Raw genomic sequence first — 15,608 nt, 5'->3', positions numbered from 1 at the left:
ATGCCGCGAGGGATCGCCCGAGACCACGAAGAAAAACGTGCCGCCATCCGCAAGGGGGCAGCCAGCTATTTCGCTGAACACGGCTTCGATCGTGCCTCGATGACGGCAGCGGCAAAGCATTGCGGCGTGTCCAAGGCGCTGATCTATCACTATTACGACAGCAAAGAGGCGCTGCTGTTCGACATTCTGGACACCCATCTTTCGGGTCTGGTGGCCAAAGTCGAATCCGCGCCGCGCACCGATGGGTTGCGCGGCTTGGTGCGCGCCATTCTTCAGGCCTATCGCGGGGCCGATGCCGAACACAAGCTGCAACTGGACAGCCTGGGCGTGCTGGAGGCCGAGCAGCAAGCGCCGTTGATCGACCTTCAGCGCCGCCTGATCGACATGATGGGAAAGGCTTTGCAGAACGAGGCGCCCGAAGCCTTCGCAGGCAACCGCAACCTGCGTGCGGTGACCATGTCGGTCTTCGGCATCCTGAACTGGTATTACATGTGGAACCGCCCCGGTAAGGGGCTGGATCGCGATGAATACGCAGATCTTGTCACCGATCTGATTCTGGGCGGGCTTCGCGCCCTTTGACTCGCGATCTGTAGTCCGGCGCCCTCACCATCCTGTCATTTTCCTTTTGCGCGTCTGTGGCTAAAATCACGCCACCATTGTTCAAAAGGATGACCCATGTCAGTATTCAAACCCGCCCTGTTTGTCTTGCCGCTGAGCGTATTGATTGCCGCTCCGGCCCTTGCCCATTCCGATGTGAAGAACCCCGTTGTGATGGACCGCATGATGACCATGAAGGCGATCCAGGGCAGCATGAAAACGCTTGGGGACATGGCAAAGGGAAAAATCCCGTTTGACGCGGGAAAAGCAACTGCTGCCGCTGCGGCCATGGCTCATGACGGCAAGAAGGTTCCTGAAAAGTTCAGAGCCAACGAAACAGACCCGAAATCCGAGGCATTGCCCGCCATCTGGGACAATTTCGACGATTTCGTGCAGAAATCCGAAGCAATGGTCGCTGCCGCCGCCAGTGTCGGAACGATTGGCGATGAGTCTGCCCTTGGCGCGGCGTTGGGAAAGATTGGCGGGACGTGCAAGGCCTGCCACCGCGACTATCGCGAATAGGCCCGGCGCGGGAGGTTTTCATCCGTTCGGTGATCGTCAGGAACACCAGACCCGGTTGATCAGGCCATCCTCGTCAATCGAGATGTTCAGCCGGTCCGGGCGGTAATCCTGCGTCAGCGCCATACCGGGTTTCACCACGCGCGTCGTCCCGGGCAGGTCAAGTTCACGCAGGATTGCCGCGTCCTGCCCCACCAGCCCGCGAAACCTGTCCTGCCCGCAATTGGGTACAAAGGTGTCGGGCGCAGGCACAGGGGGGCTGGCCGCAAGACATCCGGTCAGGGCGACGGTGATGATCAGGGTCGTGACAGCTCTCATGCAGTCAATTTGCGCTGCAATGTCGTCTCGTGGCAAGAGGGGGGGTGCAGCAAGGTTGAAAAAGGCGCGTCGATCCCGCAACCTGACACCATCACAGAACAGGAGAAAGCCGATGCGCACCCGTGCCGCCGTTGCCCTTGAAGCCGGCAAACCGCTTGAGATCATGGAGGTGAACCTGGAAGGCCCGAAAGCGGGCGAGGTTCTGGTTGAAATCAAGGCCACCGGCATTTGCCATACGGACGAGTTCACCCTGTCGGGTGCCGATCCCGAGGGTTTGTTCCCGGCGATTCTGGGCCATGAAGGCGCAGGCGTGGTGGTCGAGGTTGGGCCGGGTGTCACCTCGCTTGAGGTTGGCGATCACGTGATCCCGCTTTACACGCCGGAATGTCGGGAATGCGAATACTGCCTGAACCCCAAGACGAACCTGTGCCAGTCAATCCGTGCCACGCAGGGTCAGGGCCTGATGCCCGATGGCACCAGCCGCTTTTCGATGCTCGATGGTACGCCGATCCTGCATTACATGGGGTGTTCGACATTCGCCAATCACACGGTCCTGCCGGAAATCGCGCTGGCAAAGGTCCGCAAGGACGCACCGTTTGAGAAGATCTGCTATATCGGCTGCGGCGTGACCACCGGCGTCGGCGCCGTGATCAACACCGCCAAGGTCGAAATCGGATCAACGGCGATCGTCTTTGGTCTGGGCGGTATTGGCCTGAATGTTCTGCAAGGGCTGCGCCTTGCGGGTGCGGATCAGATTGTCGGCGTGGACCTGAATGATTCCAAGGTCGAGATGGCCAAGCGGTTCGGCATGACCCATTTTGTGAACCCGTCAAAGGTTGACGGCGACCTGGTCGCCCATCTGGTCGACCTGACCGGCGGCGGCGCGGATTACACATTTGATGCCACCGGCAATGTCGGCGTGATGCGCACCGCGCTGGAAAGCGCGCATAAGGGCTGGGGCGAAAGCGTCATCATCGGCGTGGCGCCGGCTGGCGCCGAGATTTCGACCCGCCCGTTCCAACTTGTCACAGGCCGCGTCTGGCGCGGCACCGCGTTCGGCGGCGCGCGCGGGCGCACAGATGTGCCGCAGATCGTCGACTGGTACATGGATGGCAAGATCGAGATCGACCCGATGATCACCCACACGATGGGGCTGGACGACATCAACAAGGGGTTCGATCTGATGCATGAAGGCAAAAGCATCCGCAGCGTGGTGATCTACTGACCCGCAGAGTGCACGAATGAACCGGACACGGGGCGGGCGAAAACTCCCCTGCCCCGCGTCAAATTGCAGACTTGTGCTGCGTCGGAAAATCCATAAATTAGAACCATTCTAAGTTAGGAGCCTTCCATGCTGTCCGGCACTCTCAATCGTCGTCGTTTCTCGGATCTGTCAGAGCAGGAAATCCTGGCCCTTGCGATTTCCAACGAAGAAGACGACGCCCGCATCTATCGCCAATATGCCGAACTTTTGCGCGCCGATTTTCCGGCCTCGGCCAAGGTGTTCGATGGCATGGCCGAAGAAGAGGACGAACACCGCCGCCTGCTGATCGACGCGCACAAGGCGCGGTTCGGTGACATGATCCCACTGATCCGCCGCGAACACGTGGCCGGGTTCTATGCCCGCCGCCCGGTCTGGCTGGTCGAGAATCTGGGGCTGGAGACGATCCGTGGCGAGGCCCGCGAAATGGAGCGTCAGGCGGAACAGTTCTATCGCAAGGCCGCAGACCGCACATCGGACGCGAATATCCGCAAGCTCCTGGGTGATTTGGCCGCCGCCGAGGCGGATCACGGCAACGTGGCCGGACAACTGGAAGCCGACCACCTTGGGGGCGAGGCCCGCACGGAAGAAGATGCCGACGCGCATCGTCAATTCATCCTGACCTGGGTGCAGCCGGGGCTTGCCGGGCTGATGGATGGCTCGGTCTCGACCCTTGCACCGATCTTTGCCACGGCTTTTGCCACCCACGATACACACACGACTTTCCTTGTCGGTTTGGCGGCCAGTGTCGGGGCGGGGATTTCGATGGGGTTCACAGAAGCGGCGTCCGATGATGGCGAATTGTCGGGACGTGGCAGCCCGGTGAAACGTGGTTTTGCCTCGGGCATCATGACGATGTTGGGCGGGCTGGGGCACGCCCTGCCCTATCTGATCACCGATTTCTGGACCGCCACGACCATTGCCATTCTGGTCGTCTTCGTCGAGTTGTGGGCCATCGTCTGGATCCAGAACCGCTTCATGCAAACGCCCTTCATGCGCGCCACGTTGCAGGTGGTGGTGGGGGGCGCGCTGGTCTTTGCCGCAGGCGCGTTGATCGGGGGCGGTTGATGCCTGCGCAACCCACGCCTGTCGCACGCTGAACTCGCATCTCGTCAATCCCCATTCCCCATGCTAGGGCTGGGAAATGATCGACATCCTGTTGCAAACACTTCCCTTCTTTGCCGTCATCGGATTGGGATACGGCGCCGCGGCGCGCGGGTTTTTCCCACCCGAGGCCACGGCCTATCTGACAAGATTCGTGTTCTACTTCGCCCTGTCAGCGATGCTTTTTCGGTTTTCCGCCAATCTGGGTCTGGACGAGGTGATCAGCTGGCCGTTCATCTGGGCCTATGCGCTGGGGGCGGGCGCGGTTTACATTCTGGCAACCGTGGTCGCATTGATCCGCAAACGCGGGGTCGAAGAGGCGGCGGTCGAGGCGCAATGCGCCGTGGTCGGCAATGTGGGTTTCCTCGGGGTGCCCATGCTGGCGCTTTTGATGGGAGAGGCGGCGGTCGGGCCGGTCATGATGGTGCTGGCGGTTGACCTTTTTCTGTTCAGCAGTCTCATCGTGATCCTGATCACCGGGTCACGCGACGGACGGGTCAGCCCGGTGGTCCTGCGCACGGTCGGCAAGGGCTTGTTGAACAATCCGATGATCGTCTCGATGGCGCTTGGTTTTGCATGGGCCGCGACCGGCTGGCCATTGCCCGAAGCAGTTGACCGTTTCATGGACTTGCTGGGCGGCGCATCAACCCCGGGGGCCTTGTTCGCCATCGGCGCTTCGCTGGCTGCCAAATCCGCAGAACGGCTGAGCGTCGCCGTCTGGCTTTCCTTCGCCAAACTCGTCCTGCATCCGCTGGCCGTTGCGGTCACCGCCCTTCTGATCTTTGACGTGGAGCCATTCGCCGCCAGCGTGATGATAGCAACCGCCGCCCTGCCTGTCGCTGGAAACGTCTATATTCTGGCCCAGCATTACGGCGTTGCGCCGCAGCGCGCATCGGCGGCAATTCTGGTATCGACATGCGCGTCGATTCTGACGATCTCTGCCATACTTGCCTGGGTTACTCCATGATTGTTCTGTCCGGCGCCTATCGCCTGTTCTTTTCCTTCGCAGCCCTGTTTGCGGGAACCGCGATTCCGATCTGGCTGATCTATCACGCCGGGCTGGTCGAGCGTATGAACGACCCCCTGCTGTGGCACCAGCACGAGATGCTGTGGGGCTATGTTCCCGCCGCCATCGCTGGATTTCTGTTCACCGCCATCCCGAACTGGACAGGCCGCCCGGCCCTGGGGCCGAAGATGGTGGCCGCGTTGTTTGGTCTGTGGCTGACCGCCCGGATTGCCATGTTTGCGGCGCCCGAAGGGGCGTTGTCGCACACCGTGACCTTGGCATTTCTGCCCATCGTTGCCCTTCTGGCGCTGCGCGAGTTGGTCACCGCAGGCAATCGGCGCAACTATGTGGTTGCTGGCGTGGTGCTGGCCCTTGGGCTGGCACAGGCCGTGTTTTTGTTGTCAGACGCCCTGTTGGGGCTGACCTTGGGTTTTTCGCTGGTGTTTGTGCTGATGATGCATATCGGCGGACGCATCACCCCTGCCTTCAGCCGGAACTGGCTGAAAAAGCGTGATGAAACAAACCTGCCCGCTGCGTTTGGTCTGGTCGACCAGGCTGCCATCGGGCTGAGTGTGGCCAGCGTGGCAAGCTGGATCGTGTTCGACACCAGTGCGGTCACCGGCCTCTTGGCCTCATCCGCCGCCATCGCCTTGGTCCTGCGCCTGTCGCGCTGGCGCGGCTTTGCCGTCACGCAAGAGCCGCTGCTGTTTGCGCAACACGCCGGTTATGCCTGGCTGCCTCTGTCCATGGCGCTTCTGGCGCTGGCATCGCTGACGGATGTTGCCAATATCGGGCAGGTCCATCATGCCATCGGCGCGGGGGCGATCGGCTCGATCACCATGATCACCATGCTGCGCGCCCTTCTGGGCCATTCCGGCCGCCCGATCGAAGGCACACGGTTCGACCGCATCTATCTGAATTTCGTGCATATCGGCGCCGTGCTGCGCGTCACCGCCGACTGGACGGGCGATCCCACACATTTCTATCATCTGGGCGGGGTTTTCTGGTCGGTCGCGATGATCTGCTTTTTCATTCGCGTCTTCCCCATTGCACTGTCACCTCGGGTCTAGTTAGCTCGGTCCAGTCAACATGAAGGAGCCGCAGATGGAAACGCTATCGGAAAACGCTTGTTTCGGGGGCACCCAAGGTGTCTATAAACACGCTTCGCGTGCAACCGGCACCGACATGACCTTTGGGTTGTTCACCCCGATCGAGGCGCAGGACGGCCCCGTTCCCGTGCTGTGGTATCTGTCGGGTCTGACCTGCACCCATGAAAACGCGATGACCAAAGCAGGCGCGCAATGTTGGGCGGCGGAACACGGGATCGCGCTGATTTTCCCCGACACCAGCCCGCGCGGCGATGGGGTGGCGGACGATGACGCCTATGACCTGGGGCAAGGCGCGGGCTTCTATGTGAACGCCACGCAGGATCCGTGGGCTGCGAATTTCCAGATGTGGGATTACATCACCGAGGACCTGCCGGGTCTGGTGTTCGATCACTTCGCGCTGGACCCGGAACGGCAAGGAATTACCGGGCATTCGATGGGGGGGCATGGGGCTTTGACCATCGCGATGACCCTGCCCGAACAGTTCCGGTCCGTGTCCGCCTTTTCGCCGATCTGCAACCCGACCGCCTCCGATTGGGGCCGCAAACAGCTAGAGGCCTATCTGGGCGATGAAGAGGACGCCGATTGGCAGGCCTATGATGCAAGTCACTTGATGAGCCAACGCGGCTTTGACGGGCCGATGCTGATCGACACTGGGACGAAGGACCAGTTCATCGACCTTCTGCGCCCTGAAACTCTGGCCCAGGCGATCGCCGCGCGTCGCCAACAGGCGTCGTTCCGCATGCAGCCGGGCTATGATCACAGCTATTTTTTCGTATCCTCGTTCATGGAAGAGCATATCGGCTTCCACGCCGAGGCCCTGTGGGCCTGAACGGTCATGGTCGTCTATGTCGACGCCGATGCCTGCCCGGTCAAGGCCGAGGCCGAAGCGGTCGCAACCCGGCACAAGACGCGCATCCTGTTTGTGTCCAATGGCGGGCTGCGACCATCGCAAAACCCGTTGGTCGAGATGATCTATGTCCCGGACGGCCCCGACGTGGCCGACATGTGGATCGCCGATCGCGCCGGGCCGTCAGACGTGGTGATCACGGGAGACATCCCGTTGGCGGCCAAATGCGTCGAGACCGGGGCACAGGTTCTGCGCCATACCGGCGAGCGCTTCACTCAGGCCAATGTGCGTGAACAACTTGCGATGCGCGATCTGATGACCGACCTGCGCGCCGCCGATCCGTTTCGGCAGGGTGGCGGCAAGGCGTTCTCAAAATCAGACCGCGCACGGTTTCGCGAAGCACTGGATCTGGCGTTGCGACGCGCGCCCGCCTCCACCTGAGCAAGAATGGGGCCGCAGTCGCTTCACCTGACAGGTTGGGGAGCCGCCCTCAACCATTCCCCTTTCGACACCCTGCCCTGTCTGGCAGTCTGAAACCAGATTGGCAGCAAGTGATTTGATAACCAGTGAAAGGGAAGGCTTCGGCCTTCCCTTTTTTCCACCGCCCATCCGATGTTTGCGCGCGCAGTCTTGCGTAATTGCGCCCTGCACACTAGGCAGTTATGCAAACTGACCGGAGGGAAAGTCATGCCGCATAGCGACCCGAGAACGCTGGTTTCAACCGACTGGCTTGCCAAGCATCTGAAAGACCCGGACCTGCGCATCATCGACGCCAGTTGGTATATGCCGGACATGGATCGCGATGCGCGGGCTGAATACGATGCAGCCCATATTCCCGGTGCGCGGTATTTTGACATTGACGAGATTGCGGACCTGCGGTCGGACCTTCCCCATATGATGCCCCCGGTTGAAAAGTTCATGTCGCGTGTGCGGACGATGGGTATCGGCGATGGGCATCAGATCGTTGTCTATGACGGGATGGGCCTGTTTTCCGCGGCGCGCGTGTGGTGGATGTTCCGACTGATGGGTCACAAGGACATCGCGGTGCTGGATGGCGGTTTTCCGAAATGGCAGGCCGAAGGGCACCCTGTCGAAGACCTGCCCCCGGTTGTGCGTGACCGGCATATGACCGTCGCAAGGCAGGCGCATATGGTCAAGGATGTCACGCAGGTCGCGGCGGCATCGAAGCTGGGCGATCACCAGATCATCGACGCCCGATCGGCTGAGCGGTTTCGCGGTGAAGCCCCCGAACCGCGCGAAGGTCTGCGTGCAGGGCACATCCCCAATTCGAAGAACGTGCCCTTTGCCACCCTGCTGAACGATGACGGTACGATGAAATCGACGGACGAGTTGCGCACCATCTTTGAAAGCAGCAGGGTGGACCTTCGCAAACCCGCGATCCTGACCTGCGGATCAGGCGTCACCGCCGCGATCCTGGCCTTGGCGCTTGAACGGCTTGGCCATGATCGCCACGCCGTCTATGACGGAAGCTGGGCCGAGTGGGGCATGTATAACGACCTGAAAGTCGAAACCGGAGAATAACGATGTTCACGAACCTCAAAGAACAGCCCAAAGACAAGATCATGGCGCTGATGAGCCAGTATCGCGAAGACCCGCGCGAGGGGAAGATCGACCTGGGTGTTGGTGTTTACAAGAACCCGCAAGGCGTGACCCCTGTGATGCGCGCCGTGAAAGCGGCGGAAAAGGTGCTGTGGGATCTTGAAAGCACAAAGTCCTATACCGGGCTGGCGGGCGATCCGGCCTTCGGGCGCGCCCTGTCCGACCTTGTTCTGGCTGACAGCGTTCCGGCTGACCGCCTGTCGATGGCGGCCCAACCGGGTGGCACCGGCGCGATCCACCAGGCGGTCGAGTTGATCAAGATGGCCTCGCCCGACGCCACGATCTGGCTGTCGGCACCGACATGGCCCAACCACCCCTCGATCATCAAGCATCTTGGCATGAAAATGGCCGAGTACCGCTATTTCGACAATGAAAGCCGCGCGGTTGATTTCGACGGGATGATGGAAGACCTGAAAGGCATCAAGGCGGGCGATGCGGTGCTCTTGCACGGCTGCTGCCACAACCCGACTGGCGCGAACCTGACCCTGCCCCAGTGGAAAGAGGTTGCGGACCTGATCGTCGAGAAGGGTGCAACACCCCTGATCGACATCGCCTATCAGGGCTTTGGCGACGGTCTGGAGGAAGACGCCGCCGGCGTGCGCCTGATCGCGCAAACCGTGCCGGAAGCGTTGATCGCAGCAAGCTGTTCGAAAAACTTCGGCATCTACCGTGAGCGCACCGGGCTTCTGGTGGGCATCTCGGACAACGCCCAGCAGGCCGGGATCACCCAGCAGAACCTGACCCATTTGAACCGCCAGAACTTCAGCTTCCCCCCCGATCACGGCGCCCGTCTGGTGACCATGATCCTTGAAGATGAGGGGTTGAAGGCGGACTGGATGGCCGAGTTGGAAGAAGTCCGCACAGGTATGCTGGCCCTGCGCGAGCAACTGGCAGGCGAACTGCGCGCCCGGACCGGGTCAGACCGCTTCGGCTTCATCGCCGACCACCGCGGCATGTTCTCGCGCCTCGGCGCCACGCCCGAACAGGTCGAGGCGCTGCGCGTGGATCACGGGATCTATATGGTGGGCGACTCTCGGATGAATATCGCGGGGCTGAATGAGGAAACCGTGCCGATCTTGGCAGAAGCGATTGTTAAGGTTGGGGTTTAGGCCCCAGCCTTATCCCTCTGTGTGCCTGTAAGTCTGCTATGCGGACTTTTCTGCCTTTCAACTGTTCACCTCTAAGGTCTGCTTGATCAAACAACAACACTAGCCCACGAAAGCAGGTTCGTACCAGCCGTTGACTATCAAAGGAGCTTTAGAGCTATGGTGGCGACTAGCGCATTTGTTCAGGTTGAAAAGTGCAAATCAATGGAATCGTCGAGGAGGTGTTGCAGCCAGTGGTGATCGAGTTTTTAAGTTGGGCAAGCGCACTCATTGTTAACCATTTCTAAAACACTGAACGGCACAATCATGCGCTGAACAAAAAAGCCTGGTGTGCGATATGACGCTGATTGATCCTCAAGAATATCGAGAAGCCTTCGTGCAATATCTGCGCAAGGGCACGCCAATCCGTGTTGAGACGAAGTACACCAAGCCTACCACCCATTACATCTGGCGGACGCGGCGCGACGGCAAGGTTCGATCATCACATGCCGAACGCGAAGGCCAAGTTTTTTCATGGGACGATCCACCAGAAGGTGGCCACCCCGGGGAAGACTATGGGTGCCGCTGCACGGCAGAACCATACCTCCCACAGACCTCGGAATTCATGGAAATCTCCTTGCAGGGTGTCTCAGGCGGCGGTGCCGCTTGGAGTAGCAGGGATTTTCTGAACCACTACTACCGTGGAAACGGTAGAGGCGTCACCGTACGCGAGACCGGCCATCTTTCCGCAATCGTTGAGGAGTACATGGCTCAGGTGGAGAGCAAGCTGAAGGACCAAGTTGCCAGAGAAGCTCGAAAGAAACGAGATGGCAGTTTCACTGACACGTTTTACAACACCTATGGCATGACCGGTGTCGTTTTCAGTATCAGTGATACGGTGATCGGCGGCGAATTTTCAGGGAACGTAGAAGAACAGCATGGTGTCCTGAGCGTGGAAGGCTCGTTTGATTTCTATTTGAGGGACGAATTTGCCGACCCTGCCGACATAGGCATTGAGATCATTGATCCGGGCGAGAAAATCTTTGAGAACATCCACAGACCCATCGATAATTATCTCAGGGGCCGTACCGGCCTGCCACCGCGTGGCCCCCAACGGCTTGGGGTTCAAACCGGTGAACCGTATTCGATAACTGACGATTGGTCAGGGACGCTGAGCGGCCAAATCTACTTGGACCCTGCGCGCAGTACATATGGATAGACTCGGCTCCCTTTTGGTAATCGGAGCGCTCTCTGCGGTTCTTACATTGGTATTCTTATGGGGAGTTCCGACGCACTGCGTGCAACTTCCCAATGGTTTGAACATCGGCAAACAAGCTCTGATTGATCTGAACCGACCATATTTCAGACCAGATATCGTTCCCAAGTTTGACAACGGTCAATCGCTGCTACCCGGAGACGCATGGCCGTTCTACGCCACAGAAACAACAGTTCACGGGCTCGCGCTAGAAGCCGATCCTGAAGATGATTTCTGGTTCGCATGGCGCGAAGACACAGGTTTGGTTCTCAAAGCTGAAGATCCTGCACTTTACGAGAAACTCGTTTCAGAAGCTGGTGCACCGATGGGAAACAAAGGCATCAATGTCGTAGGCTCTCATGTCGTCATGATGGAGCTGCAAAGACGACCTGAATATGCCAATCAAACCTGTCGGACGCGGTGGATCGTAATTGGCACCGGTGGTCTTTAGTTTCCGGGAAGTCCAACTCAGTCGTTTGCTGTTAGAATTTACCGCACGGTAGTCGCCTGCCATTTACCTCCGAGCAGTTTTGAAGCCCTGTACATTCAATTTTTGCTGCGATTTGGCGAAAAGACGCGACAAAGCCGACCATCGAGCGTCACTCAGCATCCGTCACTCTGGGCTCAGAGCGGTCATCGAAACCTCGAAGGAACCACAAAAAAGAAAAGGGGACCTTCCAGCCCCCTTCCCACCCTGTTGGCCTTGGCATTTGCGCGGCCAGCGTGTGCCGGGGGTTTGTCCCCCGGCGTTTATGTCTTACCCGTTGGTGAATTCCGGGTAGGCTTCCATGCCCAGTTCGGCCATGTCCAGCCCGTTGACTTCTTCCTCTTCGCTGACCCGCAGGCCCATGGTGGCCTTGATGACCCCGAAGAAGACGTAGCTGACAACGAAGACGAAGATGCCGATGGCTCCGAACCCCATGATCTGGGTGCCAAAGCTGGCGTCCGTGTTGGTCCAGGCCACGATGAACGTCCCCCAGAAGCCTGCCACCAGGTGAACCGGGATGGCACCAACCACGTCGTCAATCTGCAAGCGATCCAAGAGCGGGACCACGAAGATCACGATCGCGCCACCCACGCCGCCGATGATCAGGGACTGGAACAGCGTGGGCGCCAGCGGCTCGGCGGTGATCGAGACAAGACCAGCCAGTGCGCCGTTCAGGGTCATCGTCAGGTCGACCTTCCTGAACATCACCTGTGTCAGGACCATGGCGACAATGGCACCTGACGCCGCCGCCATGTTGGTGTTTGCGAAGATACGTGCCACGTCCGACACGTCGCTGATCGTGCCCATGGCCAGTTGCGACCCACCATTGAAGCCGAACCAACCAAGCCACAGGATAAACGTGCCCAATGTGGCCAGCGTCAGGTTGGACCCCGGCATCGGCACGGTGCGGCCGTCTTTGTATTTACCAATACGCGGGCCGAGGATCAGGGCACCAGCCAGCGCGGCGAACCCACCGGCGGCATGCACCAGGGTCGAGCCTGCGAAATCCGAGAAGCCAGCTTCCGACAACCAGCCGCCGCCCCACTGCCAGCTTGCCTCAATGGGATAGATGAAGCCGGTCAACACGACGACGAAGGCCAGAAAGGGCCACAGCTTGACGCGTTCCGCCAGCGTGCCCGACACGATCGACGCCGTGGTGGCGCAGAACATCAGCTGAAAGAAGAAGTCCGATGCACCCGAGGCATAGCCGACGTCCACGGCCTCGGCCGCGACGCCCACCGGGTCCAGCGAAGTCACGGCAAAGAACGGGCCCAACCAGCCTTCGATCATCCAGTCGCCCGGATACATGATGCCGTAGCCCGACAGCCAGTACATGATCGCCGCGATGGAAAAGAGCGCGATGTTCTTGGTCAGCTGCATGGTGACGTTCTTGGACCGGACCAGACCGGCCTCGAGCATGGCGAAACCTGCCGCCATCCAGAACACCAGGACGCCACCCAGAAGAAACAGAACCGAGGTCAGGATGAATTGCGTGTGCACCGCAGCCTCACCGTTGGCAGCGTCTTGCGCGATGGCCAATCCCGGCAGGACCGTCAATAAGGCCGATGAGATTATTAGTTTACGTGTCATTATCTTTCCTTTCGCGCGTTCAAATCGCATCCAAGCCGGTCTCGCCGGTGCGCACGCGCATCGCGTCGCTCACATCAAGGGTGAAAATCTTGCCGTCGCCGATCTTGCCGGTATGGGCGGATGTCGCGATGGTCTCGACGACATCTGACGCCAGATCATCATCCACGACGATTTCGAGTTTCACTTTCGGCAGAAAATTCACGGCGTATTCCGCGCCGCGATAGATCTCGGTATGACCCGACTGTGCGCCGAACCCCTTGATTTCCGTTACCATCATGCCCGACACCCCGGCCGAGGTCAGCGCCTCGCGCACCTCTTCCAGTTTGAACGGCTTGATCGCTGCTATGATCAGTTTCACGTTCGTTTCCTTTCGTTCCCACATCCCCATTCAATGGGACTGAACGGGCCGAAGGACAGCATTGGCGTGGCTCCGCCGACCCGCAAAACGGCTGTTGCGCAAAATTTGCTGCGCATGCACAATGATGTGCTTAATTTTTGGACAATGCGAAAAGTCGCAGGGGCCGGATGAACCGGCTACACTCTTCGAAACCGATTCGTTACTTTGGATCGACCGAGCAGACGCGGAACCAGTATCATGAGCCCAACCGGACCAAAGCGCCCCAAACTGGTGGCAGACAAGCGGTATTCCAAAACAAAGCCCGCGGCGAAAAAGCCTGCGCGGCGCAAATCCCGCAAACCCACCACCAAACACACGACGCGCCGCACGAGCCCCAATCGACCCAAGGGCATCCTGGGCTGGCCGATCTTCCTGATCGGCTGGGTGTTTCGCCTGATCTGGCGACTGACCTGGAAAAGCGCGGTGGTGGTCACGCTGCTTGTGGCGGGTGCGGTGTTCTATTTCGCATCGACAATCCCGGATCTGAATGCGCTGCTGGACGGGCGGGCCAAGGGGTCTGTCACGATTCTGGACCGTTACGGCGCGGTCTATGCCTGGCGCGGGGATCAGCGCGGGCGCACGATCACCACCGAAACCGCCAGCCCCCACTTGGCCAATGCCATCATTGCCAGTGAGGACAAGCGGTTCTATGGGCATCTGGGACTAAGCCCGCGCGGCATTGCAAGCGCCATCCGCATCAACCTGAGCGAAGGGCGCGGACCTTTGTCCGGCCACGGCGGGTCGACCCTGACCCAACAGGTGGCAAAGCTCTTGTGCCTTGGTGTGCCGTTCGACCCGAACGAGTGGAAGAACGAAGCGGCTTACGAGGCTGATTGCCGCCAAGGCTCGCTGCGGCGCAAGATCAAGGAAGCGGTCTATGCTCTGGCGCTGGAAACCAAGTTCTCGAAAGATGAAATTCTGACCATCTATCTGAACCGTGCCTATCTTGGCGCCGGGTCGCACGGGTTTGACGCCGCAGCGCAGCGATATTTCTCGATCCCGGCGTCCGAGCTGAACCCGGCACAGGCGGCGATGCTGGCGGGCATGTTGCCCAAGCCGTCGGTCTATGCCCCCACCGCCAACCTGAAACGGTCTCAGGACCGGGCGGCAACGGTTTTGCGCCTGATGAATGAACAGGGCTATCTGAGTGACGAGGAAACCGCGCAGTTCCAGGCCAATCCCGCGACATTGTCCACCGCCGCCAAGGCGCAGGCCGGTGGATATTTCGCCGACTGGATCATGGGCGACCTGCCCGCGTTCCTGACGCGCAAGACCACCGAGGACGTGATCATCAAGACCACGCTGGACCCGCGCATTCAAACCGCGGCAGAAGACGCGATGACCAAGATTTTCGAAACCAAGGTCTCACCAGGGTCCGAAGCCGAAGCCGCGATCGTGGTGATGAGCTCGGACGGCGCCGTGCGCGGCATGGTCGGCGGGCGCGAAACCAAGGTGACGGGCGCCTTCAACCGGGCCACGCAGGCGAAACGCCAGACCGGGTCGGCGTTCAAGCCATTCGTCTATGCGGCAGCGCTGGACATGGGATATCGCTGGGATGATTTCATTCTGGATGAACCCTATTGCGTGAATGTCCCCGGATCGGGTGAATGGTGCCCCAAAAACTATACCCGCAAACATTACGGCAATGTCAGCCTGACCGAAGCACTGGCCCGGTCGCTGAACATCCCCGCCGTCAAGGTGGCCGAGGATGTCGGGCTTGAGGCCGTGCGCAGCGTTGCCTCGATGTTCGGGATCGAAAGCGATCTGGCCGCTGGTCCTGCGCTGGCACTGGGCGCATCGGAAAGCACCTTGCTGGAAACCACCGGTGCCTTTGCGGGCATCCTGAACGGCGGTTCGGCAGTGATCCCCTATGGCCTGACGGAACTGAGCCTCGTCGGTGAAAGCGATCCTCTGATGACGCAAACAGGCGGGATCGGCGAGCGTGTGATCTCGCAACAGGCCGCGCAGCAACTGGTCTATATGATGAGCCGCGTGGTCGAAGCCGGTACGGGCAGCCGGGCCAAGATCGACGGCTTGGAAATTGCGGGCAAAACCGGCACCACCAACTCATCCCGCGACGCCTGGTTCATCGGGTTCACTGCGGAATATGTCATGGGTGTCTGGATGGGGTATGACGACAATACACCCCTTAAAGGCGTCACCGGTGGCGGTCTGCCTGCCGAGATGTGGCGTGAAGCCATGGTGCGCATCCAGTCAGAGCTGGTCCCCACGCCACTTCCGATGATCCGGCCGGGCAGTGCACCGCAGTTTGATGGGCGGCTCATCACCTCGGACGGACGAGTCATTCAGGGTCAGGGTCAAGGCCGTCGCCCGCAAGGGGGGCAGAATGTCGGCCAGGCTGTCGAGGACGCGTTGATCGGTGTGCTCCGGTCGATATTCGGCAAGAACTGAC

At 60.0% G+C, this 15,608-nt stretch carries 16 protein-coding genes; 13 read left to right on the top strand and 3 right to left on the bottom strand.

Features of this window, described 5'->3' with window-relative positions:
- Both MUY21_RS04935 and MUY21_RS04930 read left to right on the top strand, forming a co-directional pair.
- Complete coding sequence (locus MUY21_RS04935) at positions 1–579, top strand: TetR/AcrR family transcriptional regulator (RefSeq protein ID WP_248409257.1); 579 nt, start codon at positions 1–3, stop codon at positions 577–579.
- A gap of 96 nt (positions 580–675) precedes the next feature.
- Positions 676–1,119: a cytochrome c gene (locus MUY21_RS04930; protein ID WP_248409256.1), complete on the top strand. Its 444-nt coding sequence runs from the start codon at positions 676–678 to the stop codon at positions 1,117–1,119.
- Between the two features lie 36 nt (positions 1,120–1,155).
- Here the strand turns inward: MUY21_RS04930 and MUY21_RS04925 are convergent, their stop codons facing one another.
- Positions 1,156–1,434 carry an I78 family peptidase inhibitor gene (locus tag MUY21_RS04925; RefSeq protein WP_248409255.1) on the bottom strand — a complete coding sequence of 93 codons (279 nt, stop codon included), beginning with the start codon at positions 1,432–1,434 and terminating at the stop codon, positions 1,156–1,158.
- 112 nt (positions 1,435–1,546) lie between these two features.
- On the opposite strand from MUY21_RS04925, the gene MUY21_RS04920 reads away from it, so the two are divergent.
- The 10 genes from MUY21_RS04920 (at position 1,547) to MUY21_RS04875 (ending at position 11,172) form a co-directional block, all read left to right on the top strand.
- Positions 1,547–2,659, top strand: a complete 1,113-nt coding sequence (locus tag MUY21_RS04920; RefSeq protein ID WP_248409254.1) for an S-(hydroxymethyl)glutathione dehydrogenase/class III alcohol dehydrogenase — start codon at positions 1,547–1,549, stop codon at positions 2,657–2,659.
- Positions 2,660–2,785: 126 nt separating this feature from the next.
- Entirely contained in the window at positions 2,786–3,763 is a 978-nt protein-coding gene (gene mbfA, locus MUY21_RS04915) for an iron exporter MbfA (protein WP_248409253.1), read from the top strand.
- A 76-nt stretch (positions 3,764–3,839) separates the two neighbouring features.
- Positions 3,840–4,766: an AEC family transporter gene (locus MUY21_RS04910; RefSeq protein ID WP_248409252.1), complete on the top strand. Its 927-nt coding sequence runs from the start codon at positions 3,840–3,842 to the stop codon at positions 4,764–4,766.
- Positions 4,763–5,875 (top strand): NnrS family protein, encoded by a 1,113-nt coding sequence (locus MUY21_RS04905; protein WP_248409251.1) that lies wholly within the window; start codon positions 4,763–4,765, stop codon positions 5,873–5,875. Before MUY21_RS04910 ends, MUY21_RS04905 begins: the two co-directional genes overlap by 4 nt.
- 34 nt (positions 5,876–5,909) lie before the next feature.
- Positions 5,910–6,743, top strand: coding sequence for an S-formylglutathione hydrolase (fghA, locus tag MUY21_RS04900; RefSeq protein ID WP_248409250.1), 834 nt, complete (start codon positions 5,910–5,912; stop codon positions 6,741–6,743).
- Between the two features lie 6 nt (positions 6,744–6,749).
- Positions 6,750–7,202: a YaiI/YqxD family protein gene (locus MUY21_RS04895; RefSeq protein WP_248409249.1), complete on the top strand. Its 453-nt coding sequence runs from the start codon at positions 6,750–6,752 to the stop codon at positions 7,200–7,202.
- A gap of 246 nt (positions 7,203–7,448) precedes the next feature.
- The gene (gene sseA / locus MUY21_RS04890) at positions 7,449–8,303 is read left to right on the top strand and encodes a 3-mercaptopyruvate sulfurtransferase (RefSeq protein WP_248409248.1); all 855 of its coding nucleotides are present in this window, start codon (positions 7,449–7,451) and stop codon (positions 8,301–8,303) included.
- Positions 8,304–8,305: 2 nt separating this feature from the next.
- Positions 8,306–9,490, top strand: coding sequence for an amino acid aminotransferase (locus MUY21_RS04885; RefSeq protein ID WP_248409247.1), 1,185 nt, complete (start codon positions 8,306–8,308; stop codon positions 9,488–9,490).
- A gap of 334 nt (positions 9,491–9,824) precedes the next feature.
- Positions 9,825–10,685: a phage minor head protein gene (locus MUY21_RS04880; protein ID WP_248409246.1), complete on the top strand. Its 861-nt coding sequence runs from the start codon at positions 9,825–9,827 to the stop codon at positions 10,683–10,685.
- A complete protein-coding gene (locus MUY21_RS04875) occupies positions 10,678–11,172 on the top strand; it encodes a hypothetical protein (RefSeq protein WP_248409245.1) in 495 nt (164 codons plus the stop codon). The genes MUY21_RS04880 and MUY21_RS04875 overlap by 8 nt, the downstream gene beginning before the upstream one ends.
- 306 nt (positions 11,173–11,478) lie before the next feature.
- Here the strand turns inward: MUY21_RS04875 and amt are convergent, their stop codons facing one another.
- Entirely contained in the window at positions 11,479–12,798 is a 1,320-nt protein-coding gene (gene amt, locus MUY21_RS04870; RefSeq protein ID WP_248409244.1) for an ammonium transporter, read from the bottom strand.
- 19 nt (positions 12,799–12,817) lie between these two features.
- On the bottom strand, positions 12,818–13,156 hold the full coding sequence (locus MUY21_RS04865; protein ID WP_191287553.1) for a P-II family nitrogen regulator: 339 nt from the start codon (positions 13,154–13,156) through the stop codon (positions 12,818–12,820).
- 237 nt (positions 13,157–13,393) lie between these two features.
- Here MUY21_RS04865 and MUY21_RS04860 point away from each other — a divergent pair, with 237 nt between their 5' ends.
- On the top strand, positions 13,394–15,607 hold the full coding sequence (locus tag MUY21_RS04860; RefSeq protein ID WP_248409243.1) for a transglycosylase domain-containing protein: 2,214 nt from the start codon (positions 13,394–13,396) through the stop codon (positions 15,605–15,607).
- Position 15,608 lies beyond the last annotated feature (1 nt).

It is taken from the genome of Aliiroseovarius sp. S2029 (assembly GCF_023195575.1).
Taxonomy (GTDB): Bacteria; Pseudomonadota; Alphaproteobacteria; order Rhodobacterales; family Rhodobacteraceae; genus Aliiroseovarius; species Aliiroseovarius zhejiangensis.
The sequence above is the reverse complement of the archived record's forward strand: the minus strand, read 5'-3'. Positions and strand labels throughout refer to the sequence as shown.

Excerpts from the sequence above, each read along its gene's own strand:
- sseA (WP_248409248.1), top strand. The coding sequence starts at position 7,449 with ATGCCGCATAGCGACCCGAGAACGCTGGTTTCAACCGACTGGCTTGCC.
- amt (WP_248409244.1), bottom strand. The coding sequence starts at position 12,798 with ATGACACGTAAACTAATAATCTCATCGGCCTTATTGACGGTCCTGCCG.
- MUY21_RS04860 (WP_248409243.1), top strand. The coding sequence starts at position 13,394 with ATGAGCCCAACCGGACCAAAGCGCCCCAAACTGGTGGCAGACAAGCGG.
- mbfA (WP_248409253.1), top strand. The coding sequence starts at position 2,786 with ATGCTGTCCGGCACTCTCAATCGTCGTCGTTTCTCGGATCTGTCAGAG.
- MUY21_RS04930 (WP_248409256.1), top strand. The coding sequence starts at position 676 with ATGTCAGTATTCAAACCCGCCCTGTTTGTCTTGCCGCTGAGCGTATTG.
- MUY21_RS04880 (WP_248409246.1), top strand. The coding sequence starts at position 9,825 with ATGACGCTGATTGATCCTCAAGAATATCGAGAAGCCTTCGTGCAATAT.
- MUY21_RS04875 (WP_248409245.1), top strand. The coding sequence starts at position 10,678 with ATGGATAGACTCGGCTCCCTTTTGGTAATCGGAGCGCTCTCTGCGGTT.
- MUY21_RS04910 (WP_248409252.1), top strand. The coding sequence starts at position 3,840 with ATGATCGACATCCTGTTGCAAACACTTCCCTTCTTTGCCGTCATCGGA.
- MUY21_RS04925 (WP_248409255.1), bottom strand. The coding sequence starts at position 1,434 with ATGAGAGCTGTCACGACCCTGATCATCACCGTCGCCCTGACCGGATGT.
- MUY21_RS04895 (WP_248409249.1), top strand. The coding sequence starts at position 6,750 with ATGGTCGTCTATGTCGACGCCGATGCCTGCCCGGTCAAGGCCGAGGCC.
- MUY21_RS04920 (WP_248409254.1), top strand. The coding sequence starts at position 1,547 with ATGCGCACCCGTGCCGCCGTTGCCCTTGAAGCCGGCAAACCGCTTGAG.
- MUY21_RS04885 (WP_248409247.1), top strand. The coding sequence starts at position 8,306 with ATGTTCACGAACCTCAAAGAACAGCCCAAAGACAAGATCATGGCGCTG.
- fghA (WP_248409250.1), top strand. The coding sequence starts at position 5,910 with ATGGAAACGCTATCGGAAAACGCTTGTTTCGGGGGCACCCAAGGTGTC.
- MUY21_RS04905 (WP_248409251.1), top strand. The coding sequence starts at position 4,763 with ATGATTGTTCTGTCCGGCGCCTATCGCCTGTTCTTTTCCTTCGCAGCC.
- MUY21_RS04935 (WP_248409257.1), top strand. The coding sequence starts at position 1 with ATGCCGCGAGGGATCGCCCGAGACCACGAAGAAAAACGTGCCGCCATC.